This is a genomic window from Bacillus sp. JJ1503 (assembly GCF_036965125.1).
Classification (GTDB): domain Bacteria; phylum Bacillota; class Bacilli; order Bacillales; family Cytobacillaceae; genus Cytobacillus.
In genome coordinates this window covers 1-24,960 of sequence record NZ_JBALOZ010000125.1, presented here as the reverse complement: position 1 = coordinate 24,960, position 24,960 = coordinate 1, and the positions used below count along the sequence as shown (strand labels likewise).

Genomic DNA, 24,960 nt, shown 5'->3' with positions numbered 1-24,960 from the left:
ATTTCTACTAAGTTCAATAGCAATTGTTTGGATACCTACATTCTTATAAAATATTAAACTTATTCTAAAAAAGTTTTATCTGCAGAATATTTCATCTTTTAAAACAATTCAGTTATTATGTATTGTTTTGTCATTTTTTCTATTATATAATGCTTTTAATTACTGAAATTGTAGATTGTTGACAATCTACAATTTTAACGATTGTCTACTGTAAATGACTAAAGGATGGATAGATTGGTATGAACAACAAAATTGTGTACCCAACTTTAAAGGATAATGTTGTAACCATCATTAGAAATAAAATTATTAAAGGTGAATTATTGCCTGGAAGTAGAATTATTGAATCAGAAATTGCAAAGGATTTGGAAATTAGTAGGGGCCCGATTAGAGAGGCACTGCGTCAAATTGAGCACGAGGGTTTGATTGAATACAAATCCAATAAAGGATGTACTGTCCGGACAATTGATGCCAAAGAGGTAGAAGATATTTATTTAATTAGAGCACATTTGGAGATGCTGGCAGTGGATATTTGTGATGGTAAATATAAAATGGAAACGATTCAAGAAATGGATAGCTTACTCGAGGAAATGGATGCGTCCTCAAAAGAAAGGGAAATTTATCGTCTAGTTGAATTGGACGAGCTTTTCCATACAAAAATAATTAAGGAATCAGGAAATGAAAGGCTTTACGATGTATGGTCAACATTCTGGAGTGCGAATGTTGTCATTTTTACCTCAACATATAATTTGAAGTTAGCAGATTCTAAAGATCAGCGTCCCGCCCATGAAAGAATTTTGAATACGATTAAAATTGGAGATAAAGAAGAAATAAAAAATTCAATTAAACGTCATTATATAAGATCGGCAAATCCATTTAAATCTATTTAAAGAATCCTTTTTAGCAGTTATTTAAATAAATAATTGTATTTTTTTAACTATTCAAATCCTATAGAATGCAGTTTCTGTAAAGAGATATGATCAAAAAACATCTGAAACGCATAGATACTTGAGAGGGGGAATGTTAAAGTCATAAAAATTTTGGATAATCAGCATATTTACTAGAAGGTAAATCCTGTTGAAGAAACTTCAAATAACGAAAAACTAGATTCATGTTGTCCTTTGGGGAATTCTAACAACAGGGAATAGGAGTTTAACAAATTGAGAGGGGGATTTCAATTGAAAGAAACGATTAGAAAAGATCATGTTATTGAAAACTTTTTCGGTGTTGAAGTAGCAGATCCCTATCGTTGGCTGGAAGATGAAACTCTTCCAGATACCAAAAAGTGGACAGAGATGCAAAACGAGCGAACTCGAGCATTATTAGATGGCCAGGTTCAAAAGGAAAGTATTAATAAGAGGCTCAAAGAGCTCTATGATTATGAGAAATATTCAACACCGGAGAAAAAAGGAGATTATTATTACTTTTTCAAGAATGACGGTCTCCAAAATCAACCTGTCTACTATCGTACTTTATCATTGGAAGATAATGTATTTGAAGTGGTTTTGGATCCTAACCAGCTAAGTCATGAAGGTACTGCTGCCATTATGAACATTTCATTCAATCAAGATGGAACGTTGATGGCTTATGCTGTCTCCTATAACGGAAGTGATTGGGAAGATGTAAAAATCAAAGATCTTAAAACGGGCTTGGACTACCCTGAAACGTTAAAATGGTGCAAGTTTTCAAGCTTTGCTTGGAGTGGGGATTCATCAGGCTTTTTCTATAATCGATATCCTGATCCCTCGACAGTGAATCCTGGAGAGGACAGTTATTATAATCGCGTTTATTTTCACCAGGTGAACACTTCACAGACAGAAGATGAATTGATCTATGAAGAGCCGGATCGTAAAGAGCGTATATTTTATCCGTCTATTACCGAAGACCATCAATATCTTATCTTGCATGTAACTCATGGGACGGAACCAATAAATGAAATTTATTATAAACATCTGACTGGTTCCGATATCTTTAAGCCTGTAATTGAAAAGGTCCCTGCGTACTTCACTTTCTTAGGCAATGATGGGTCAACATTTTATTTCGAAACAAATGATTATGCACCAAAAGGGAAATTGATATCTGTAGATTTGGAAAATCCTGCACAGGAAAATTGGAGAGAGCTAGTTTCTGAGAAAGAAGATCCAATTGCCTTCAGTAAAATGTTGAACGGCAAGTTCATCGTTTGTACTATGCATGATGCCCACTACAAAATGACCATTTATGAGAAGGATGGAAGTTTACCAATCGAGTTGCCACTTCCGAACTTTATTACAATCAACGATGTTAAAGGGACAAGCACTTCATCTGAAATGTTTGTCAGCTATACATCCTTCCTCCATTCGTTGAAGGTAATAAAATATGACTTCGAAACCGGAAAATTGATGAATGTTTTCTACAAGCAAGGTAGCGAATCGACTGAACGATTTGAAACAAAGCAAGTATTTTACCCTTCAAAAGATGGAACGATTGTTCCGATGTTCCTTACCTATAAAAAAGGGCTGGAATTGAACGGAGATAATCCGGTATTACTTTACGGATACGGCGGCTATACCGCATGTATGACCCCATCCTATTCTCCATCGCAAAAGATGTGGATGGAGCAAGGAGGCATCTACGCAGTCGCAAATATCCGTGGTGGCGGGGAATATGGACAAGAGTGGCACCGGGCAGCACTTTTTGAAAAACGCCAAAATAGCTTTGATGATTTTATTGCTGCATCGGAATGGCTTATTCAAGAAAACTATACCAATTCGTACAAACTGGCCATTATGGGTGCAAGTAATGGTGGGCTTCTAGTTGGGGCATGTATAACGCAACGCCCTGAATTATTCGGAGCGGCACTATGCTTAGTCCCTGTGACAGATATGCTGCGTTTCCAGCGTTTCACAGTAGGCCGTTTTTGGACAACGGAGTTTGGTAATGCGGAAAAAAGCGAGCATGATTTTAAGTTCTTGTATAGCTACTCACCCTTACATAATGTCAAAAAGGGTACAGAGTATCCGCCTACCCTTATTTCTACTGCTGATACCGATGACCGGGTTGTGCCGATGCATGCAAAGAAATTTGCTGCTACTTTACAGGAAGCACAAAGTGGAAATAACCCAATCATCCTAAGAGTTGAGAAAAATGCTGGTCACGGGCAAGGAAAGCCACTATCCAAAGTAATTGAAGAGGAAGTTGATTTGTACACGTTTTTATTTAAAGAACTAAATATCATTTTTAAGGAGAGTTGACCGTGAAGAAAATTTTGATTTTTCCAATACTTGCGATCATGCTAGTCTTTGCCGGCTGCAGTAAATCCAATCCGTTAGTAGAATCTAGTAAACCAGCAAGCAATGAGGCTGAAAAAGGTGAAAAGTCCGTTGTTATTGCATTAGGATCTGACCCGGTTCATTTTAACCCGAATGTTGGAGATGGCGGATCTGGGTACATCACAGCCAATATCATGAATTCTTTAGTGAAAATTGATGACGGTTATAATATCTTACCGGATCTTGCTGAGACTTGGGATATTTCAGAAGATGGGAAAAAGTATACATTTCACTTGTTTAAGGGAGTTAAATGGCATGATGGCGAGCCGTTTAAATCCAAAGATGTAAAGTGGACCATTGATACGATCATTAAAGAAAAAGGATTTATCGTTAACCAGCTTGGTTCTATTGACAATATCGAGACGCCAGATGATGACACGGTCGTGATCAATCTCAAAGAGCCGAATGCAGCGATTTTAAGTATTCTATCTGGTGCATTGATCATGCCTTCCCACCTATATGAAGGAACAGACTGGGTAACCAATCCGGTCAATAAAAATCCAGTTGGGACAGGTGCTTTCAAATTGAAAGAACATAATCGTGGTGTAAGTCTTGTATTGGAAGCGAATAAAGATTATTTCCGTGGGGCACCAAAACTTGATAAGCTAATTTTCTCTGTTATCCCAGACGAAAATACAGTCGTACAGTCGTTCTTAAATGGGGAAGTAGACGTCATTGACTACAGTTCAGCGATTACACCAGCAGCTGTACCGGGATTAGAGAAACGAGACGATGTAAAAATAGTTAAAACTCTTTCCAATTCAAGACAATATATGATAGCAAATACAGCGAAGAAGCCATGGGATGATGTTCGGGTTCGTGAAGCTTTAGCCCTTGCAATCGATCGGGACGAATTGGTAGCAAAAGCGCATAAAGGATATGGCTGGAGGGCAGAAGGCTTTTATACTCCAGCGGTAGAGTGGGCTTATAACGATAAGGATCTCATGCCAGAAAGAGATATTGAAAAAGCGAAGCAATTACTTGATGAAGCTGGGTTAACCGCTGATAGCAACGGCGTTCGAATAAAAGACCTGGAAATCCTAATCTTCCAATTCCCGGTTTTTGCAGATATGGCTAAAGTTGTACAAGCAAATTTAAAGGAAATTGGTATTGAATCGAAAATTTCCTCTCTTGAGTACTCTGCATGGGATGAAAAAGTCCGTAGCGGTGACTATGAAATTACTATTTTAGGCGGCAACCATGGCATCGATCCTGAAGGCTTATTTGTTCGTGTAGGTACAGAAGGTTCTATGAACTTGATGAATTATAGTAATCCAGAAATAGATAACCTGCTAGCAGAAGGTTTACGCGTTACGGATCAAGATGAACGTGCAGTTATTTACAAAGAAGTCCAAAAAATTATGTCTGAAGATTTCCCTGTCATTCCGTTAACAGAATGGATGTATATCTTTGTCATGAAAGATTATATTTCCGGTCACCCGATTGATGACGGAATCGGTGAAGTAGCGGCGGCAGAGTATTCCATCTTAGATACGGCCAAGTAAGTATTTCTATTAATCTACCAATGGCAATGTATTTTTACATTGCCATTGATGTTCATACAGAAAGAAGGTATGACGATTTGAGACAGTTTATTATTAAACGCTTATCCACTGGGTTTTTGGCAGTTATAGCAGTCATGACCATCAGTTTCTTCATTATGCATGCAGCCCCCGGTGATCCGATACGAATTTTAGCGGGAAGAGATAATCCATCTGAAGAAATGATAAGCGAACTGCAGAAAAAATATGGCTTGGATCAGCCTGTCCATATTCAATTACTATCTTATTTAAAAAACGTGGTCAAGGGAGATTTCGGAGAATCCATTCTTTATAATGAACCAGTCATGAAACTTATTGTTGCGACAATGGGTCCATCCTTGTTATTGGCCCTTACTGGAGCCGTTATAGCCCTTATTATTGGAACAGCATTAGGACTCTATGCCGGTCAGCATTACGGCTCGAAAAGGGATAAGGTCATCACCGGATGGGCGTATATTTTTAATTCTATGCCTTCGTTCTGGTTGGCCATTATGTTTATCATGATTTTTGCTTCATGGCTAAATGTCCTTCCGACTTCCGGAATGATGGATTTACGAAGTAATTATACGGGCTTGCCTTATTATACGGATATATTGAAGCATTTAGTGTTACCTGTCGCTACGCTATCGCTTATTCAAATTCCTACCTATTTTAAAATTGCACAGACCACCGTACTGCAAGTAAAATCCGAGGATTTTGTCACGACTTTCATGGCTACTGGTATGAGTGAGAGGAAAATCTTCAATAAATACGTTTTGAAAAATGTATTGCTTCCAACAGTTACTGTATTCGGTCTTACCCTTGCTTATATTGTTTCCGGTTCGGCCTTAATTGAAATCGTCTTTTCATGGCCCGGTACAGGAAGGCTTATGTTAGACGCCATTATGCGCAGAGACTACCCGTTGCTTATGGGAATCTATTTAATTATGTCTGTTTCGATTGCTGTCATGATGGTTGTAACTGATGTCGTTTACGCCTTTATCGATCCAAGAATTCGGTATAAGTAATTGGGCCGATACGATTCTACAGATGTAAAAGTAGTTCAGAAAGGGGTAAAAGACTTATGGAACTTGTAAAAAGAAACGATGCCATCTTTAAAAAGTCGTTCTCAGCGATCCAAAAAAATTCACTTCTTAGATCAGGAATTTTTATCTTATTCATCATCTTACTAGTTGTTGCATTTGCACCCTTGCTTGCAACTCATGATCCATATGTATTAGGTGATGATTTATTGGAGCCCCCTGGCAAGGATCACTGGCTTGGAACGGATGGCTTGGGAAGAGATATTTACAGCATGATCCTTTATGGGGCAAGAACATCGCTTTTGATTGGATTGGTTTCAGCGCTCATCTCTGGTGTTATTGGTACGCTGGTCGGTGCTGCAGCTGGCTACTTCGGTGGAAAAACGGACAGAATTATTTCGGAAATCATCAATGTCTTTTTAATGATTCCATCTTTCTTCTTAATTTTGATCGTTGTTGCGTTATTCGGCAGTAACTTGCTAAATGTGATGATCGTAATTGGTTTGACTTCATGGCCGAGCAATGCCCGCCTTATGAGGGTCCAAGCGATTAGTCTTAAGGAGCGAGTGTTTATCCAAAGTGTAGATACAATTGGAGAAAATCATGTCTCTATTCTTTTTAAATATATCATTCCAAATGGCATTTTTCCCGTTATTGCCAACACGACACTTAGTGTTGCGGGGGCAATATTGACAGAAGCAGGTTTGAGCTTCTTAGGATTAGGAGATCCGAATTTAATCAGCTGGGGTCAAATGATTTTTGATGGAAAGGCTTATATGACATCAGCTTGGTGGATTTCTACCTTCTCCGGTCTTGCGACAGTTATTCTAGTCGTTAGCTTTTACTTGATTGGTGATGGTCTGAATACTTTGCTGAATCCTAAACGTAAAGGTGAATAGTTAGGAGGAGCTCCGTTGTGAATATTTTAGAAATAGAAAACTTAAATGTTGTATACACAGGCAGAAAGGAAAAGGTCTACGCAGTTAACGATGTCTCCTTGTCAATCGCAGAAGGCGAATCCGTAGGGATTGTCGGGGAAAGCGGATCTGGAAAATCAACGCTTGCAATGGCGGTTCTCAGGCTTTTGTCTGAGAAAAAAGCAGATGTATCAGGCACGATTAATTTCCAAGGAAAAGACATCTTAAGTATGAGTTTAAAAGATTACAAGGAGATTAGGTGGAAAGAAATATCGGTCGTGTTCCAAAAATCAATGAATGCCCTCAGCCCGATACACAAAATCGGCGGTCAACTAGAGGATATTTATCGAGTCCATGAGCCGAATGAAAATAAAAAAGTAATCAAAGAGAAAATTCTAAAACTCTTTACGATGGTAAACTTATCTGACCGAGTATACAACCTTTATCCGCATGAATTATCCGGTGGGATGCTGCAGAGGGTCTCCATCGCTTTAAGCCTTATTCATAATCCGTCATTCATTGTTTTGGATGAAGCAACGACAGCATTGGATGTTGTCACGCAAGGGCAGATTTTGAGGGAAATTAAAAAGCTTGAAACAAAAATTAAAATGACGAGAATGATGATTACACATGACATTTCCGTTGTTGCTACGTCTTGTGATAAAGTGGTCGTCATGTATGCGGGAAAAGTAATGGAAGTCGGCAATGTTAAGGACGTATTAACGAAGCCTGCCCATCCGTACACACAAGGGTTACTGAATTCCTTTCCTTCGTTAAAAGGTGAAAAAAAGCAACTGACTGGAATTAGAGGATTTCTGCCTGATTTATCAGAAAGGCAAAATGGTTGTATTTTTGCACCAAGATGTGATTTCGCAAAGGATATTTGTCGAAATGTTACTCCGAAGGACTATGAAGTCGGTTCGAACCAACGGTCTGCCTGTCATATGCATGGGAGTGAATATTATGAAAACAGAAGAGCGAACTAAACCGATAACGGATAACACAAAAAGAGAAGAACAAAACGTTTTAGAAGTAAATAATATAAGCAAATGGTTCGAGCAAAGATCTTCTTTTTTACGACCTAAAAATTGGGTGAAGTCCGTTGATAAAGTCAGTTTTAAACTGGCTAAAGGTGAAGTATTAGGGGTAATCGGTGAGAGTGGCTGTGGAAAATCGACATTGGGGAAGGTACTTATTCATTTGGAAACACCGACGCACGGAGATATTTTGATTAATGGGTCCTCGTCAGCCGAACTGATTAAAAAAGATAAGAAGTCATTCAAACGTAATTTACAAATGATTTTCCAGAATCCTTTTGACACCTTTCCTCCAGGCCATACAATAGGAAGATTAATGATGAGGCCGTTGGAGATTCATAAAATTGGATCTTCACAAAAGGAGCGTTTTGAACTTTGTAGGACAACCCTTGAAAATGCTGGATTGAAACCTGGAGAGGAATTTATGGCTAGGTATCCACATGAATTGTCAGGAGGGCAATTACAAAGAATCTCTATTTTGAGAGCGATGTTATTGAATCCGACTTTTTTGGTAGCGGATGAGCCTGTATCGATGCTGGATTTATCAGTTAGGGCCGACATTATCAATATGTTGATCAAGCTGACAAAGGAAAATGATACCGCCATGGTCTTCATCAGCCATGATATCGCGGCAGCTAGGTATATTTCAGATAAAATAGCAGTCATGTATTTAGGAAGAATCGTAGAAATGGGAGACACAGAAGATGTAATTCATAATCCTCAGCACCCTTATACACAAGCTTTGATTTCAAATTGTGCTTCGATCGATTTTAATGAAAATGAAGACCCAATCCGGATAGATGGAGAGCCTCCTACCCCTGTAAATCCAGGACCGGGATGTTATTTTGCGGATAGATGCTTCAAAGCGACAAGTAAATGTCGTGAATCCTATCCTGACTATGTGAAGAAGGACAACGACCATATTTACAGTTGTTTCTTTTAAGGATGACAAATAGAAAGCCTTGCAGGATAGTTTATCGTGCAAGGCTTTTTGTGTAGTACGAGGGATAATAGGCGCCTCTCATACAAAATTATTTCTTCTCTTCTAAACGAGTTTTAATATATTTAAATCCGTTCTCTATATGCTCTTTCATAGCAATAGCAGCTTCATCTTTATTTCTATTTTCTAATGCCTGAATAATTCTTTTATGTTCTTCATAAATTTCGTCTTTCCGGCTTTCGCTGTAAGACGAAACATTTCGATTATGCAGGATTACATCATTAATTTGTCCAATCAAATTGGTAAGTGTATTATTATTTGCATATTCAAATAAGGTTTCATGTATTGAGGTATTGATTTCTGTGTATTTTGTATAATCGTTAGTTACCTTTGATTTCTCCAGGAGTATTTTTAATTTTTCTATTCCTGTTTCATCAATTTGTTCTACTGCTAACTGGATTGCTTTTACCTCCAAAGCTTCGCGACACTGATATACTTCAACGAGTTTCTGAGATGAGAATTCTTGAACAACTACCCCACGCCAAGGAATAATTTTGACAAGTCCTTCGGAAGCCAACCGTCTAAAAGCTTCACGAACTGGGGTTGAGCTTACATTCATTTGTTCACTCACTGCTGTCTCAGTAAGACGCGTGCCTGGTTCTATTTCTCCATTAACAATAGCTGATTTAATATTGTCATATACAACCATATTTAATGGTTTCCGGTTGACAGTTTTAATTTTGGATATGCTCAAAACATTTCCTCCTTAGGCTGCCCATTTATATGAACTTCCTCTTTTACAAATAACCATTTAATTAAAGAATAAATTACCATTATTAAAATTACAATTAAAATTTAAGAGATGTGATTTTGCAATGATTATACTAACAACCTGCTCTGACATAATCATTGAATCACTGCAGCTACTTGGAAATCTGTTAATTCATTCTTAAATGGAGTAAAAGGAAAAAGAAGAATCGCCATGCTATGCATCGTGATTCTTTTTATTTTTGCTAAAAAGCTTCGCCTCTCTGGCTTTTCTTTCCTGCAAAATTTTGATTTGTAATGTCACCAACACCGCCTCTCACAAGTAATGGATCGATTCCTCAAGCTAATATTTTAAAGGGAAGAAAAAAATATTTTATATATTCTATAGAATATAGTATTGAATATTTTAAATAATCAACCTATAATAAAGTCTAACTAAAGTAAATAGTAATAATTGTTCAAATTTTTACGATTTACTGTTAGATAATCATTTTTCATATAGGAGGAATAAAATTGAACCGAATTTTGATGGGTAAAGGTGCACGTACGATTGTAGAAATATGTGCGGGTGTAAAACCAGGCGAGCAGGTTGTGATTGTTACGGAACCAAGACAAATGAAGATTGCTGAAGTTATTGGTTCTGCAGTAGATGCTGTGGGTGCTGAACCAACGATTGCAGTGATTACTCCACGCGAGTCTGATAGTCAGGAGCCGCCGGCAACAGTTGCAGCTGCAATGAAGGAAAGTGATGTTTTCATTAGTGCGGTATATACATCCATAACTCATACAAAAGCAGTAAAAAATGCGGTAGCAAATGGTTCAAGAGGGGTAATGTTAACTCAGTTTGATGAGCAAATGCTTATAAAGAGTGGGGTAAATGCTGATTTTCCGAAAGTAGCCCCTATTTGTTACGCTGTTGCCGAGGCTCTTGAAAATGCAAACGAGATTATTTTAACAACTCCACATGGAACAAATTTAACAATGTCGGCTACCGGCAGAAAGAGTAATGCAATGACTTGTATGGTGAAACCTGGGCAATTTGCACCAGTGCCAACAGTAGAAGCGAATGTCTCACCGCTTGAAGGAACAGCAAATGGGACGATCGTTGCAAATGCGAGTATTCCTTATATCGGTATTGGAGCAGTAGATGAGCCAGTTACTGCCATTGTAAAAGACGGAATGATCACTTCTATAACAGGTGGAAAAGAGGCAAGAATTCTTTCTGATAATCTAGCATCGAAGAATGATCCAAATGTTTATAATATTGCTGAAATTGGAGTGGGTCTAAACCCAGAATGTAAGTTTATCGGTTCCATGCTAGAGGATGAAGGGGTATATGGTTCGGTACATATTGGAATCGGTTCTAGTTTGACTTTAGGTGGTAACGTAGTTGCTGCTTGTCATTACGATTTAATTATGACAGATGTAACTCTAGTCGTTGATGGTCAGACAATTATTAAAGACGGCGAAGTCTTAGTAGGACAAACTGCAATAGAAACCGTTTAAACATAGGGCGTTAAATCAAGGGAAAAGCTAGATTAATAGTATCTCCCAAACGCTAATCAAACAAAATGGAGGAGAAATCTATGAAAAGAAGTTATTTATTGTTCCTGCTGTTTACTGCTTTTTCACTTTTGTTAGTGGCATGCAGTAATAAAGAAACGGCTACAACAAAAACTGAGAATGGCAATGAAACAAAAGAGGAAGCCCCAAAAGAACAAGTATTAACAATTGGATTACCGACCGATATTGATACATTTGATATTCATAATACGACCAGTAGCGGTACAGAGGCAGTATTAACCAATATGTTTAGCTATTTATATAAAAGAACAGACCAACTAGAAGTTCAACCCGATCTTGCTGAAAGCCACAAGATAATTGATGATAAAACGTGGGAATTTAAATTAAAGCCTGGTATCACTTTCCATAATGGCGATCCATTAACAGCAGAAGACGTAAAATTTACTTTTGAAAGAGTCGCAAAAGATACCTCTTTAAAAAGAAATTCATATTTTGTTAATTTTGAAGAGGTTGAGGTAATTGATGAGTTAACGTTGAGAATTCATACGAAGGAAACTGAGCCATTAATGTTAAATAGAATTTCACGAAATGGTTTAGGAATTTTGCCTAAAAAGTACATTGAAGAAAAAGGATTAGACAATTTCCTGAAAAATCCAATTGGCTCCGGTCCATATCAATTTGTTGAATGGGTAAAGGATTCTCATATTACATTTAAGCCATACATTGATCACTTTGAACTTAAGCCTGAATGGGATAAAGTTGTATTCCGTGTCATTCCAGAAACATCAACTCGCGTTGGTGAATTAATTGCTGGAGGAATTGATTTAACTTCCACAATTCCGCCAACTGAATGGGATCGAATTAATGACAATGAAGGCACTTCAATTACTGAAGGAGATACAACAAGAATCATGCAGCTTATTGTTCGTCATACGGAAGGTTCCGTAACTTCAGATCCACGTATACGTGAGGCAATAGACCTTGCTATTAATGATGAAGTGCTAGTAAAACACATAAATAAAGGTGCAGGAATTCCAACACAAACAGGTACTCCTCCTGGGGTAACCGGGGCTCATCCAACATTAAATAACTCTTTCGTTTATGATCCAGAACGTGCGAAGGAATTACTTGCTGAAGCTGGATATAATGGGGCTGAAATTAACCTCCAATCACCAAACGGAAGATATACATTGGATAGTGATGTAGCACAAATCATTCAAACAATGCTTGAAGAAGTCGGTTTTAAAGTGAAATTAGAATTAATGGAGAACAGCCATTATTTAGATGTTTATGATGCAAGACAAAACAAAGAGTTATTCTTAATTGGTTTATCTAACTCATTATTCGATGGATCCCATGCATTAGAATATTTCCACACTGAAGGTGCTAAAGGACTGACTGATTATAGCAACCCAGAATTTGATGAGCTTTTTGCTCTTTCTGAGAAAAATATGAATCTTGAAGAAAGAGAACAACAGCTACAAAAAATGCAAGAAATTGTCGCTAAGGATCTCCCGAATATAAATTTATATCAAATGAAAACAGCCTACGCAATAAGGGATCATATTACATTTGATGCTTCATTAACTGAACATTTTTATATTCCTAACATTCATAGAAAATAAAATGAGGGATTTTGGAGGGAGGTATTGATACCTCCCTTCTATAAATAGGGGTGAAATCATTGAGAAAATTTTTAGCCAAGAGACTAATGCAATTAATACCTGTCCTCTTCATTATTTCCTTCATTGTGTTCGGATTAGTGTATGTAGCGGGTGACCCTGTTACATTAATGCTTCCTGAAGAGGCAACGGCAGAGGAAAAAGAAACATTAAGAGAAGCACTCGGATTAAACAAACCGTTCATCGTTCAATATGGAATTTATGTACTTAATTTATTGCAAGGTGATTTTGGAGAGTCATTTAGATATAACACGGATGCATTATCGCTAGTTTTAGAGAGAGTGCCGGCAACGTTAGAATTAGCTTTTTACTCAATGGTCATCGCAGTAATCATCGCAATTCCCTTAGGGATCCTATCGGCTACGAAAAAAAATTCAATTATTGATGTTTTTGCTTCAAGTACTTCTGTATTAGGAAAAGCTTTGCCAAACTTTTGGATGGGAATCATGCTTATACTTATATTTGCTGTTAATTTCAAACTTTTCCCGGTGTCTGGCAGGGGAACGTTTGCCCATGTTATTTTACCAGCAGTTACATTAGGAACTGGAATTGCAGCAGAAATTACCCGTTTAGTCCGCTCGAATGTTCTGGAGATTTTACAGCAAGATTACATTAAAACAGCAAGAAGTAAAGGTTTAAGGGAATTTTTTGTTGTGTATAAACATGCGTTTAAGAATGCCTCTATTCCTGTTATTACAATTATGGCATTGCAAACTTCATCTGTTGTATCTGGTGCGCTAGTTACTGAAACGGTATTTGCATGGCCAGGTATCGGGCAACTCATTGTTCAATCTGTTAATGGACGTGATATGGCAGTGGTGCAAGCAGCAGTTTTTGTTATTGCCATTATGGTAATCAGTATCAATTTAATTACGGATATTTTATACAGACTTGTAGATCCAAGAATCAAATATTAAGGTGGGGAAAACCTTGACCATAAATGTACAGATTGAAAAACACAAAAAGATTACTAGAAATCGATCAAAGGGGTTTATTTTAGGATTAAGGTCATTATTAAGAAGTAAATTAGGCTTAACAGGATTTATTATTTTTTTGATCGCTTGTGTTACAGCAGTTTTTGCTCCGATCATTGCTCCGCATAACCCTGCTCAAATTAATACAGCCCATATGTTTGTTCCTCCGGTATGGATGGAAGGCGGGATGAGGGAATACATTCTAGGTACGGATAACTTAGGAAGGGATGTTTTAAGCAGAGTCATATATGGTACCCAAATTTCCTTGTTAGTCGGCATATTAGCTGTTGTTGTTTCTGGTGCCATTGGACTTGTCTTAGGCTTAGTTGCTGGATTTTATGGGGGCTTTATCGATAATGCATTAATGCGAGTAGTCGATGCGTTTCTAGCTATCCCAAATATTTTATTTATGCTTGTTATTTTAGGTGTATTAGGTCCAAGTTTATGGACATTAATCATCGTGCTTGGTGTTACGAACTGGATCATATATGCAAGAATGATCCGCGGAGAAGTATTGAGTATTAAAGAACGTGAATACGTCATGGCATCTAGATCAATAGGAACAAAAAACTTTCAAATTATTTTCAAGCATGTATTACCAAATGTTTTTTCTTCATTTATCGTTATTTCAACATTGAGTGTTGCGACAACGATTATTTTAGAGGCATCTTTAAGCTTTCTAGGATTAGGGGTTCAAGCTCCAACCGTTTCCTGGGGTGGGATGTTAAGTGAAGGTCGAAATCATTTAGCGACAAGCTGGTGGATTGCAACTTTTCCAGGTATCGCAATTACGATAACGGTTTTAGGCATCATATTTATGGGCGATTGGTTGCGTGATTTACTTGATCCGCGATCCTAGATGTATAGGGGGAAGATGAAGGTGAAGGTGCAAAAAAAGGAAACATTATTAGAAGTTAAAAATTTAAAGGTTGGTTTTGATACGGATAATGGCCCTATCCTAGCTGTAAATGATGTTTCTTTCAAAATTAATAAAGGTGAAATCGTTGCAATTGTAGGAGAATCAGGGTCTGGAAAAAGTGTAACAGCCAATTCAATTATGGGACTAATATCAGCACCGGGAAAAATTAACAGTGGTGAAATCCTATTTGATCAAAAAAATTTAGTTTCAGTTTCGCTAGGAGAAATGAGATCAATAAGAGGGAACGATATCTCGATGATTTTCCAAGAACCGATGACTTCTTTAAATCCATTGTTTACAGTAGGCGATCAAATTGAAGAAGCGATTCGCTTACATCAAAAGGTATCCCGCAAGGAAGCGAAGGAAAAAACAATTGAAATGTTAAAAAAGGTAGGAATTCCACGGTCCGAGAAAGTGTATTCATCCTATCCTCATTTACTAAGTGGAGGTATGCGGCAACGTGTCATGATCGCAATGGCTTTATCCTGTAATCCTAGATTATTGATAGCGGATGAACCGACTACTGCGCTGGACGTAACGATTCAAGCACAAATACTAGAACTTATGAAAGATATTATTCGTGAACAAGATACGTCAATTATATTAATCACCCATGATCTTGGGGTTGTTGCTGAAATGGCTGACCGAGTCATTGTCATGTATGCAGGACAAGTAGTTGAAGAAGCAGATGTATTTAAATTGTTTAAACAGCCAAATCATCCGTATACAAAAGGTTTATTAAATAGCACTCCGAAAATTCATGAAATGTATGAAGAACTGATTTCCATTGAAGGGATCGTTCCAAGTCCATCAGAAATGCCTAGCGGCTGCTTTTTTCATCCAAGATGTCCTGAAGCCAGGACAGATTGTTCCATAGAAGCTCCACAGCTTCTTCCGATGGGCACTGACAGTAGTGTGCGTTGTTGGCTACATAATGAACAGAAGGAGAAGGAGGCTGCTAATCAATGATTGAAGTAAGTGGGAATAAGAATGATCCTTTATTAGAAGTAAAAGGCTTAAAAATGTATTTTGACGTAACAGAAAAGAGATTTGCAAAAGAAAGACAATACTTACGAGCAGTTGATGGTGTTGACTTTTTTGTTCATCGAGGGGAAACACTCGGAATAGTTGGAGAATCAGGTTGTGGAAAGTCGACTACCGGAAAACTCATTATGCAATTATTAAAACCAACTGAAGGCACAATCGTTTTTGATGGTAGTGATTTAAGTAAACTGTCAAATGAAGAAATGCGAAAAAAGAGAGAAGATTTGCAAATGATTTTCCAAGATCCATATTCTTCATTAAATCCGAGAATGAGAGTTTTTGATATTATTGCTGAGCCATTAATTAGTCATCATGTTTTGTCAGGTAAAGACTTATATGATCGTGTGTTGGAATTGATGGAGGTAGTCGGGTTAAATCAAGCGCATGCATACCGGTTTCCACATGAATTTAGCGGTGGGCAAAGGCAGCGGATAGGAATTGCAAGGGCACTTGCTTTAAACCCAAAATTAATCGTTTGTGATGAACCTGTATCAGCATTAGACGTTTCGATTCAATCACAAATATTAAATTTATTAGTTAAATTACAGAAAGAGTATAACTTAACCTATATTTTTATCGCACATGGTCTTCCAGCCGTCAAGCATGTGAGTGATCGGATCGCAGTCATGTATTTAGGAAGAATCGTTGAAATCGGAAATAAAGAGCAACTATTTAATCATACAAAACATCCGTATACAGAAGGATTGTTATCTGCCGTACCGATCCCAGATCCTGAAATGAGAAATAAGAAAAAACGGATTATCTTAAAAGGCGACATTCCAAGTCCTGTTAACCCTCCGTCCGGATGCAGCTTCCACACTAGATGTATGTATGCAACGGAAAAATGTAAAGAAGTAGTTCCTCAATTGACGGAGCAAGAATCGGGGCATTTTGTGGCATGTCATTATCCGATTGCAAACAAAAATTAATAGGGGTGACTATACATGTATGATCAACGCAAGAATAAAATCCTTTCTCATATGAAGGATCATGAAGTAGAAACGTCCATTATTACTTCGAATTTAAATATTTACTATCTAACTGGCTATTACAGTAATCCTCGTGAACGGCTAACGGCTTTAATTATCAATGCTTCCGGAGAGGATGTTTTGATTGTACCGAGCTTGGACAGACAGGGAGCTGAAATCGCAAAAGTAACAAAGGTAGTGGATTATAATGATCATGAAGACCCTTATTTATTACTAAAAACATTAATAAATAGCAGTAAAGTCGCTTTAGAAGAAAATCATTGGACACTAGAAAGGTTTAGAAAGCTTTCTCAAAATGTCTCAGATATTGCATCTGTTGATATCGGTCCCTGGATTGATCAAATACGGAAAATAAAAAGCGCTGACGAGATATTAAAAATTAAACGAGCTATTTCGATAACGGAAGAAGCTTTGGAATATGGAATTAGTCTTTTAAATCCTAAAATAACCGAAAAAGAGCTGGCCCTTGAAATAGAATATAAAATGAAAAAATTAGGCGCGGATAAATTAGGTTTTGACGTGAAAGTCATATCTGGCGAACGGTCTTCGCTCCCTCATGGAAAGCCGAGTACACAACCCATTAAAGAAAATGCTTTTGTATTATTCGATATGGGTGTGAGCATTGAAGGATATGTTGCAGATATTTCAAGAACGGTCGTGCTAGGTGAACCAACAGAAAAAATGATTCATATATATGAAACAGTCAGGGAAGCATTGGAAAGGTCAATAGCTGCTGTTAAGCCTGGAGTTAAAATATCAGAACTAGACAAAATTGCAAGAGATTATATTCAATCACAAGGTTATGGGCCGTATTTTATTCATCGCCTTGGTCACGGATTAGGACTCGATTTACATGAATATCCTTCCATACATGAAGGCAATATAGATGCACTTGAACAAGGCATGGTGTTTACCATTGAACCCGGAATTTATATTCCTGAAATTGGCGGAGTCCGTATAGAAGATGATGTTTTAGTAACTGAGAACGGAGTCGAAGTATTAACAAAAGCGGATAAACAATTACGAGTAAAGGTGAGATAACAAATCGAAACAATCCAAATCGCAAAAAATGTCCTTAAGAATAATGTAAATGTAACAGAAAGTGATAAGCTGCTCGTTGTCATCGATTCTACTAAAAAAGAATTAGGTGAGATTTTTTACAAAGCTGGAAAAGAAATTGGAGCTGAAACGGTTCTTGTTCAATTTGAACCAAGTAGTAAATCGGGTGTGGAGCCACCGAGTATTGTGGCCGAAGCGATGAAAATGGTTGATGTTGCTCTTTGTATTACGGAAAATTCTATATCTCACACGAAAGCAAGAATAGAAGCCGCAAAACATAAAACTCGGGTAGCAACTATGCCGGGATTAACGCTGGACATGTTAGTTGAGGGTGCGCTCAAAGCAGATTATATGGACGTGAAGAGAAATGGTGATTTGCTTGCGAAAGTTTTAGATGAGGGAAAAGAAGTCGTGATAAAAACATTTGATAAAACATTATCTTTTATTATAGATGGTCGAAAAAGTAAAGCGAGCAATGGGCTATTATTAAATCCTGGAGACTCCGGGAATTTACCTTCTGGGGAAACGTTTCTTGCACCGGTCGAAGGTACTGCTAACGGAGAAATAATTATTGATGGGTCGATTGCTGATATTGGAAAAGTAGAGAGTCCAATTCTATTAAAAATAAAAGATGGAAGACTTATTGAAGCAGAAGGAAAAGAAGGTCAAAAATTACTTCAGTTATTAGGTGATGGAGACGGAAGATTCTTAGGTGAGTTTGGAATTGGGACGAACCGTGCTGCACGAATAACAGGAAATATTTTAGAAGATGAAAAAGTATACGGCACATGTCACATTGCTTTCGGAACGAATATTTCCTTTGGTGGAAGAATAAATGCTGGTGTTCATTTAGATGCAGTGGCTAAAACTCCAGAGATACTCATAGATGGGAAGCTGATTGTTGCTGAAGGGAAAATTCAATTATAATTTTTAAGATTTAAAAAAGATTTAAGCATGAATGTTTTTATGCTGTACTATTAATTAAAAACTAATGGGTTCCCTCTTTATGAAACACTTAAAATGATTAAATAGCTAAAGAAAATTATTGTCTTTAGTAAGGAGAAGAATATGAGCATTTCAAAAATTAAATCAGTGGGCAGGCAGCCATTAAATGTGATGGTATATGAGAACATTAAACATGCCATTATCGAAGGGGATATTGAACCTGGCACTCGATTAACGGAAACAAAAGTTGGGGAACAAATGAACGTCAGTACTACCCCAGTCCGAGAAGCATTTCGCAGGTTAGCTTCTGAAGGGCTATTGAAAATTATCCCGTGGCGAGGAGCCATCGTACAAGAGTTTTCTGGACAAGAGCTGATCGAAGTATACCAATGTCGTGAGTCGTTAGAAGGATTAGCCATTAAATTAGCCATTGAAACTATAGATAGTGAAGGAATAGAGAAGCTTGAAAGTTTAGTTGAAGAGTCTAAAGAGACGGATGATCTATCTGAATACGTTGAAATAAACTCCACAATCCATAATACCATATTAGAATACGCTCAAAACGAGACCCTTTCAAACTTACTTGGGCAGTTAAATGATGTGATTTATCATAACCGCAATATGTCTTCCTATAGTAAGCAAAGAAGAAACGAAATCTATTATGAACATCTTCAAATCGTCAGTGCAATCAAAAATGGTGATAAAGAGCAAGCGCAAAAAGCGATGGAGCTCCATGTTAATAATGGATATAGGTATATAAAAGAGAGATTGAAGAAATAGTTTTTTGGGCCAGCATCTTTTAATGGGTGCTGGCTGTTGTGGTTATGGGAAGTATGTAACAGATCCCTTTTATTCGTATAAGAATATAATACTCTGTTAACCAGTTAATCTATGATTCAAAATTTTTCTCCAAATCACATCGGATAGTGTAAATACACCTCTTAAATCTACAATTTAATTCTTCTTACGATTAGTTTCGAATGTTAAAATCATCTTTCATAAACTTATTCTTAGGACAAGTGTTATTACAATTACAATGTTCGCTTTAACACTCTCATTAAAGAAATATTACTGATGAATTTCATAAAGGTTTCTACATTCCCACGAAATTGACCCATTATTCTCGTAACTTATTATTTACGGTATTTCTATGTTTAATGTATTGAATATTTACGGAACCGTTTTCATAAATATTATTATCATATTATTAGAATTTTTAATCTACGGAACCGGAACCGTAAAAATATAGGGAGTGATGGTCATCCCAACAATTCGTGATGTGGCCAAAGAAAGATACAACGTTGCTAAAATCTAAAAGAAATTATCAGGATAAATTGTTGAAGGTTAATGAGGAATCAATGAAAAATTAAAGAGTTTTATTATGAAATTTCATCTGTAAGGAAAGAGTATGAGGAAAAAATTAGATAGAAGTGAAGAATTAAAAGGAGCAAAAAAAACAGATAGAAAGAGCTAACAACAAGAGAACCCGGTCATTTGATGATCCTCTACACTGCTTTAATAATTAATTAAAATATTGAGAGTCTGTAATGCATACTTGTATGCCCTTTATTATATGCCAAAATAGCTACCCGCTTTTTCTTAAGTGGATAGCTATTTTTAGGTTTGTCAATCTAATTAGGCAATTCCTGCTTTCATTAGCATTCCATCTAAAGGACGATCCATTTTGCTTTCCATCCACTTGGCAGTTTCAAGGAGATGTTTAAGGTCGACACCAGTTTCAATACCCATTCCATGCAACATGTTGACCATGTCTTCAGTGCAGACATTTCCTACAGCCTTTGGTGCGAATGGGCATCCGCCAAGTCCGGCAATAGAGGAATCGAATCTTCGTACACCTGCTTGATAGCCGGCGAGTGTATTGGCAAGGCCTAAGCCTCGTGTATTATGGAAATGAAGTCCTAGGGATAAATCCTTGCCAAAGTGTTCAAAAAAAGTTTTTATTACGATTTGTACTTGTAGTGGATTAGCTATACCGGTTGTATCTGCAAGGGTGATTTCAGAACAACCGGCTTCCAAAAACTTTTCCGTAACATCTAAAACCCTTGATAATGGTACTTCACCTTCAAATGGACATCCAAAAGCGGTACCGAGGACTCCAGAAACCCCCTTGTTAGATTCTACGCCTTCCTTAATAACCTTCGAAAGTTCATTTACCGCTTGTTCAACGGTCCTTTTTGCATTTTTTTGGTTAAATGTATCGCTCGTTGCGGTGACAACATGCAAAAAGTTCACATCAGTTTGGAGAGCGCGTTCAAGACCGGAGCGACTTAAGACAAGGCCTCCATAGCGGACATCATTTCTTTTTGGCAGTAGTTTAAGTAATTCTTCAGCATCTGCCATTTGTGGCACAACTTTTGGATTTACAAAGGATACGGCTTCAATATTACGAATTCCTGAATCTAACAACCTTGAAATTAATTCAACCTTTGTTTCAGTAGGAATTATTTTGCGTTCATTTTGTAAACCGTCACGGGGACCCACTTCACAGATTTCAATCATTTTACTTCCTCCCTTAATAGTTTATTATTTTTTATTTTTTCTAAGTTCTTCAAAACATTGTCGCGTCCCTGGAAAATATGTTCATGCATCGCAATTCGAGCGCGGTCCGATTCTTTATTTTTGATAGCCTCAAGGATGGTCTTGTGAACCTCTAGAGATTGTCTAAGTTGAAAGTTGTTATACCAATAGAATGATCGAAAAACAATTGGTATAACGATAACCTTAGAAAGATGAAAATGAATATGTGAATTTTTCGAGGCATCTAATATTGCCTCGTGAAACTTTTGATTCACATCTACTATATTTCGAATACTGAACATATCAAATTCAACATATTGGTCTATTACTGTTTCATATAATTCATTTGCTTTTTCCATTTTATCAATATCATTTTGAGTTCTATGAATGGCGGCTTGACCGGCTGCATAACTTTCAAGCAGTGTTCTTAAGTCGTATATTTGTTGAATATCCTTTTTTGTAAAATGCCTTACTCCTACTCCTCGTTTTAGGGGAATCACAAGACCTTCAGCTTCAAGTTGTCTTATTGCCTCTCTGATAGGAGTTCTACTTAAGTTCATTTGCTTGGCAAGCGATTCTTCAGCCAATCTTATACCGGGCTCAAACTCTCCAAGAATAATAGCCTCTTTTATAAATTCGTATGCATCCATGCTAACACCTCTAATCAATTGTATACAAAATGAAAATATTATTCAATGAACATTCAGTAAAATGCAATAAATTAAAAAATTTAGAATATTATATTGACTTTTTGTATACAGAGAATTAAATTTGTATACAAGAATAGGAAAATTCTAACTATAAAGAAATGATCTTTTAGTGTGGACAGGAGGGACTGTGATGGCTGAACAACGATTGCCATTAGAGGATGTACGTGTCATTGAGCTTGGTACTCTATTAGCTGGACCATTCTCTGGAAGACTACTCGGTGATTTTGGGGCTGAAGTCATTAAAGTTGAGCCGCCGGGTAAGGCTGACCCAATGAGAAATTGGGGGAAGTCTAAGGATAATGTAGGTCTTTGGTGGCCTATTCAATCAAGAAATAAAAAATCCATTACTTTGAATTTACGAGAGGAAGAAGGTCAGAAAGTTTTAAAGGAACTGGTCAAAGAAGCTGATGTTCTAATAGAAAATTTTCGCCCCGGTACAATGGAAAAATGGAATCTATCCTATGAAGAGTTATCTGAAATTAACCCTAAATTGGTTATGGTTCGTACCTCTGGTTACGGCCAAACTGGGCCATACAAACATCGTGCAGGTTTTGGAAGTGTCGGTGAAGCAATGGGAGGCTTGAGATATGTTACTGGCTTTTCTGATCGACCGCCTTCAAGGATTGGTGTATCAGTTGGAGATACATTGGCTGCTCTTTACGCAACCATTGGTTGCCTAGTTGCATTGCATGAACGAAATCATTCCGGAAAAGGTCAGATAGTCGATACTGCTCTATATGAATCTGTATTTTCAATAATGGAAAGCATTATTCCAGATTACTTACTTGCTGGCTATGTGAGGGAAAGGATGGGGAACATCCTTCCGGGTGTAGCTCCATCAAATATCTATTTTACAAAGGATAAAACTTACATTGTCATAGGTGCCAACGCAGATGGAGTATTCCGTCGCCTTTGTGAAGCAATGGAACAGCCTGAATTATCAGATGACCCACGTTTTGCAACTCACCATGCAAGGGCAGAGAATATGAAGCTACTAGATTCTATGATTGAAAATTGGACAAAAACACTTCCAGCAAAAGAAGCTCTCTCCATACTAGAGGAAAAAGGCGTGCCATCAGGACTTATTTATAATGCAAAAGATATCTTAGAAGATCCTCATTACAGGGAACGGGAAATGATTATTAAACTTGACCATCCTGAACTTGGAGAATTCCCAATGCCGGGAATTGTTCCAAAATTAAGTAGATCCCCAGGTAGAGTCAAACATTTAGGTCCTGAAATGATGGGAAAACATAATAATGAAATTTACAAAGGGTTACTTGGTTTTAATGATGAAAGAATAAAGGAATTACAGAATAATAATATTATTTAAGAGGGCTGAATAATGGGAAAAACTTTATATGAAAAAATTTGGGGAAAACATATAGTTGTCGAAGAGGAAAATCAGCCATCAATTCTATATATCGATTTACATTTAATTCATGAGGTAACTTCACCACAGGCATTTGAAGGCTTAAGGATCAATAAACGAAGAGTGAGAAGACCGGATTTAACTTTAGCGACAATGGACCATAGCATTCCAACAACAAACCGATCCTTGCCTATTAGCGATGAAGTAGCAAAGAAACAGGTAGAAACACTTGTAGAAAATTGTAAGGAATTTGGAATTCAGCTTTTTGATTTACACAGCAGATATCAAGGTATTGTTCATGTCATTGCTCCAGAATTAGGTATTACCCAGCCTGGACAAACCATTGTATGCGGTGATAGCCATACTTCAACTCATGGAGCCTTTGGAGCCCTTGCTTTTGGGATAGGAACGAGTGAAGTAGAACATGTATTGGCAACCCAAACTTTAAAACAGTATCAATCTAAAACACTAGCAATCAATATAGAGGGAACTCTTCCTCAGGGAACGACTGCAAAAGACTTGATTCTCTCGATTATAGGGAAATACGGACATGATTTTGCAACTGGATATGTGATTGAGTACCGCGGGGAAGCGATACATAATTTATCGATAGAGGAACGGATGACTGTTTGTAATATGAGCATTGAAATGGGTGCAAGGGCAGGATTAATCCAGCCAGATGAAAAGACATTTGATTACCTGAAAGGAACAGTTTGTGCGCCAAAAGGAACTGAATGGGAAGAGGCTTTATCTGAATGGAAACAATTATACTCCGATGAAGAAGCGGTCTTTGATTTAACAATTGAATTTGATGCTACTGAAGTGATTCCTCAAGTAACATGGGGAACGAATCCCAGTCAAGTTGTAGGAATAACTGAAAGGGTACCTTCTTTGGAGGGGCTTCCTACAAGTCAATTGCGGTCAGCAGAAAAGGCATTGCACTATATGGGACTTACACCCAATGAACCGATAACAGATATTAAAGTCAATAAAGTTTTTATCGGCTCCTGTACAAATAGTCGGATTGAAGATTTGCGTAAAGCAGCTAAAATCGTAAACGGTTACAAGATAGCCGGTCATGTAGAAGCACTAGTGGTTCCTGGTTCACAGCTTGTAAAAAAGAAGGCTGAGGAAGAGGGAATAGATCAAATCTTTTTGGAAGCTGGATTTGAATGGCGAGAAGCAGGATGCAGCATGTGCCTTGGCATGAATGGCGATAATGTGTTACCCGAGGAACGATGTGCTTCAACGTCAAACCGTAACTTCGAGGGGAGACAAGGCAGAAATGCCAGAACACATTTGGTTAGTCCAGAGATGGCAGCGGCTGCAGCGATTGCTGGATATTTTGTAGATGTAAGAACTTGGCCGACTAAAGAGAATAAGGAGGTCAGGATTAAATGAAGTCTTTTACTGGATTCACTGGAATCGTAGCCCCATTGGATGTATCCAATATTGATACAGATGCGATTCTTCCAAAGCAATTTTTAAAGAGAATTGAAAGGGGTGGGTATGGTCAGTTTCTTTTTTATGAGTGGCGTTATGAAAATGGAAAGGAAAGATCAGATTTTGTATTAAACAAGGATCCTTACCGAAATTCTCAGATTTTACTTACCCGAAAAAATTTCGGATGTGGTTCATCAAGAGAGCATGCTCCATGGTCAATAGTGGATT

General features: G+C 37.5%; 22 protein-coding genes. 19 read left to right on the top strand and 3 right to left on the bottom strand.

Features of this window, described 5'->3' with window-relative positions; all coding sequences use genetic code 11:
- Positions 1-239 precede the first annotated feature (239 nt).
- The 7 genes from V7149_RS10940 (at position 240) to V7149_RS10910 (ending at position 8,768) form a co-directional block, all read left to right on the top strand.
- The gene (locus tag V7149_RS10940; RefSeq protein WP_335345660.1) at positions 240-887 is read left to right on the top strand and encodes a GntR family transcriptional regulator; all 648 of its coding nucleotides are present in this window, start codon (positions 240-242) and stop codon (positions 885-887) included.
- 288 nt (positions 888-1,175) lie between these two features.
- Positions 1,176-3,230 (top strand): prolyl oligopeptidase family serine peptidase, encoded by a 2,055-nt coding sequence (locus V7149_RS10935; protein ID WP_335345659.1) that lies wholly within the window; start codon positions 1,176-1,178, stop codon positions 3,228-3,230.
- A gap of 2 nt (positions 3,231-3,232) precedes the next feature.
- Positions 3,233-4,813 carry an ABC transporter substrate-binding protein gene (locus tag V7149_RS10930; protein WP_335345658.1) on the top strand — a complete coding sequence of 527 codons (1,581 nt, stop codon included), beginning with the start codon at positions 3,233-3,235 and terminating at the stop codon, positions 4,811-4,813.
- Between the two features lie 77 nt (positions 4,814-4,890).
- Positions 4,891-5,856 (top strand): ABC transporter permease, encoded by a 966-nt coding sequence (locus V7149_RS10925; RefSeq protein WP_335345657.1) that lies wholly within the window; start codon positions 4,891-4,893, stop codon positions 5,854-5,856.
- Positions 5,857-5,912: 56 nt separating this feature from the next.
- Positions 5,913-6,770 carry an ABC transporter permease gene (locus V7149_RS10920; protein ID WP_335345656.1) on the top strand — a complete coding sequence of 286 codons (858 nt, stop codon included), beginning with the start codon at positions 5,913-5,915 and terminating at the stop codon, positions 6,768-6,770.
- 17 nt (positions 6,771-6,787) lie between these two features.
- Positions 6,788-7,774, top strand: a complete 987-nt coding sequence (locus V7149_RS10915; RefSeq protein ID WP_335345655.1) for an ABC transporter ATP-binding protein — start codon at positions 6,788-6,790, stop codon at positions 7,772-7,774.
- Positions 7,752-8,768: an ABC transporter ATP-binding protein gene (locus tag V7149_RS10910; protein WP_335345654.1), complete on the top strand. Its 1,017-nt coding sequence runs from the start codon at positions 7,752-7,754 to the stop codon at positions 8,766-8,768. The genes V7149_RS10915 and V7149_RS10910 overlap by 23 nt, the downstream gene beginning before the upstream one ends.
- Positions 8,769-8,856: 88 nt before the next feature.
- Here the strand turns inward: V7149_RS10910 and V7149_RS10905 are convergent, their stop codons facing one another.
- The gene (locus V7149_RS10905; protein ID WP_335345653.1) at positions 8,857-9,519 is read right to left on the bottom strand and encodes a GntR family transcriptional regulator; all 663 of its coding nucleotides are present in this window, start codon (positions 9,517-9,519) and stop codon (positions 8,857-8,859) included.
- Positions 9,520-10,046: 527 nt separating this feature from the next.
- Between V7149_RS10905 and V7149_RS10900 the strand changes: the two genes are divergently transcribed.
- From V7149_RS10900 to V7149_RS10860, 9 genes are all read left to right on the top strand, one after another.
- Positions 10,047-11,039, top strand: coding sequence for an aminopeptidase (locus V7149_RS10900; RefSeq protein WP_335345652.1), 993 nt, complete (start codon positions 10,047-10,049; stop codon positions 11,037-11,039).
- An 80-nt stretch (positions 11,040-11,119) separates the two neighbouring features.
- Positions 11,120-12,682: an ABC transporter substrate-binding protein gene (locus V7149_RS10895; protein ID WP_335345651.1), complete on the top strand. Its 1,563-nt coding sequence runs from the start codon at positions 11,120-11,122 to the stop codon at positions 12,680-12,682.
- A 59-nt stretch (positions 12,683-12,741) separates the two neighbouring features.
- Entirely contained in the window at positions 12,742-13,656 is a 915-nt protein-coding gene (locus V7149_RS10890) for an ABC transporter permease (RefSeq protein WP_335345650.1), read from the top strand.
- A 31-nt stretch (positions 13,657-13,687) separates the two neighbouring features.
- Positions 13,688-14,572, top strand: coding sequence for an ABC transporter permease (locus tag V7149_RS10885; protein ID WP_335345661.1), 885 nt, complete (start codon positions 13,688-13,690; stop codon positions 14,570-14,572).
- 15 nt (positions 14,573-14,587) lie between these two features.
- Positions 14,588-15,601 (top strand): ABC transporter ATP-binding protein, encoded by a 1,014-nt coding sequence (locus tag V7149_RS10880; RefSeq protein ID WP_335345649.1) that lies wholly within the window; start codon positions 14,588-14,590, stop codon positions 15,599-15,601.
- Complete coding sequence (locus V7149_RS10875; RefSeq protein WP_335345648.1) at positions 15,598-16,605, top strand: ABC transporter ATP-binding protein; 1,008 nt, start codon at positions 15,598-15,600, stop codon at positions 16,603-16,605. Before V7149_RS10880 ends, V7149_RS10875 begins: the two co-directional genes overlap by 4 nt.
- 15 nt (positions 16,606-16,620) lie before the next feature.
- A complete protein-coding gene (locus tag V7149_RS10870) occupies positions 16,621-17,706 on the top strand; it encodes a M24 family metallopeptidase (RefSeq protein WP_335345647.1) in 1,086 nt (361 codons plus the stop codon).
- A 186-nt stretch (positions 17,707-17,892) separates the two neighbouring features.
- Positions 17,893-18,651, top strand: a complete 759-nt coding sequence (locus tag V7149_RS10865; protein WP_335345646.1) for an aminopeptidase — start codon at positions 17,893-17,895, stop codon at positions 18,649-18,651.
- A 141-nt stretch (positions 18,652-18,792) separates the two neighbouring features.
- Complete coding sequence (locus V7149_RS10860; protein ID WP_335345645.1) at positions 18,793-19,449, top strand: GntR family transcriptional regulator; 657 nt, start codon at positions 18,793-18,795, stop codon at positions 19,447-19,449.
- Positions 19,450-20,304: 855 nt separating this feature from the next.
- On the opposite strand, the gene V7149_RS10855 is transcribed toward V7149_RS10860, so the two are convergent.
- Together V7149_RS10855 and V7149_RS10850 are read right to left on the bottom strand one after the other, a co-directional pair.
- Positions 20,305-21,189 (bottom strand): hydroxymethylglutaryl-CoA lyase, encoded by an 885-nt coding sequence (locus V7149_RS10855; RefSeq protein ID WP_335345644.1) that lies wholly within the window; start codon positions 21,187-21,189, stop codon positions 20,305-20,307.
- A complete protein-coding gene (locus tag V7149_RS10850) occupies positions 21,186-21,857 on the bottom strand; it encodes a GntR family transcriptional regulator (RefSeq protein ID WP_335345643.1) in 672 nt (223 codons plus the stop codon). The genes V7149_RS10855 and V7149_RS10850 overlap by 4 nt, the downstream gene beginning before the upstream one ends.
- Positions 21,858-22,047: 190 nt before the next feature.
- Here V7149_RS10850 and V7149_RS10845 point away from each other — a divergent pair, with 190 nt between their 5' ends.
- The 3 genes from V7149_RS10845 to leuD form a co-directional block, all read left to right on the top strand.
- Positions 22,048-23,250: a CaiB/BaiF CoA transferase family protein gene (locus V7149_RS10845; RefSeq protein ID WP_335345642.1), complete on the top strand. Its 1,203-nt coding sequence runs from the start codon at positions 22,048-22,050 to the stop codon at positions 23,248-23,250.
- Between the two features lie 12 nt (positions 23,251-23,262).
- A complete protein-coding gene (leuC, locus tag V7149_RS10840) occupies positions 23,263-24,690 on the top strand; it encodes a 3-isopropylmalate dehydratase large subunit (RefSeq protein WP_335345641.1) in 1,428 nt (475 codons plus the stop codon).
- Positions 24,687-24,960 (top strand): 3-isopropylmalate dehydratase small subunit (leuD, locus tag V7149_RS10835; protein ID WP_335345640.1); only part of this gene is annotated, 274 nt, incomplete at its 3' end. The genes leuC and leuD, both read left to right, overlap by 4 nt.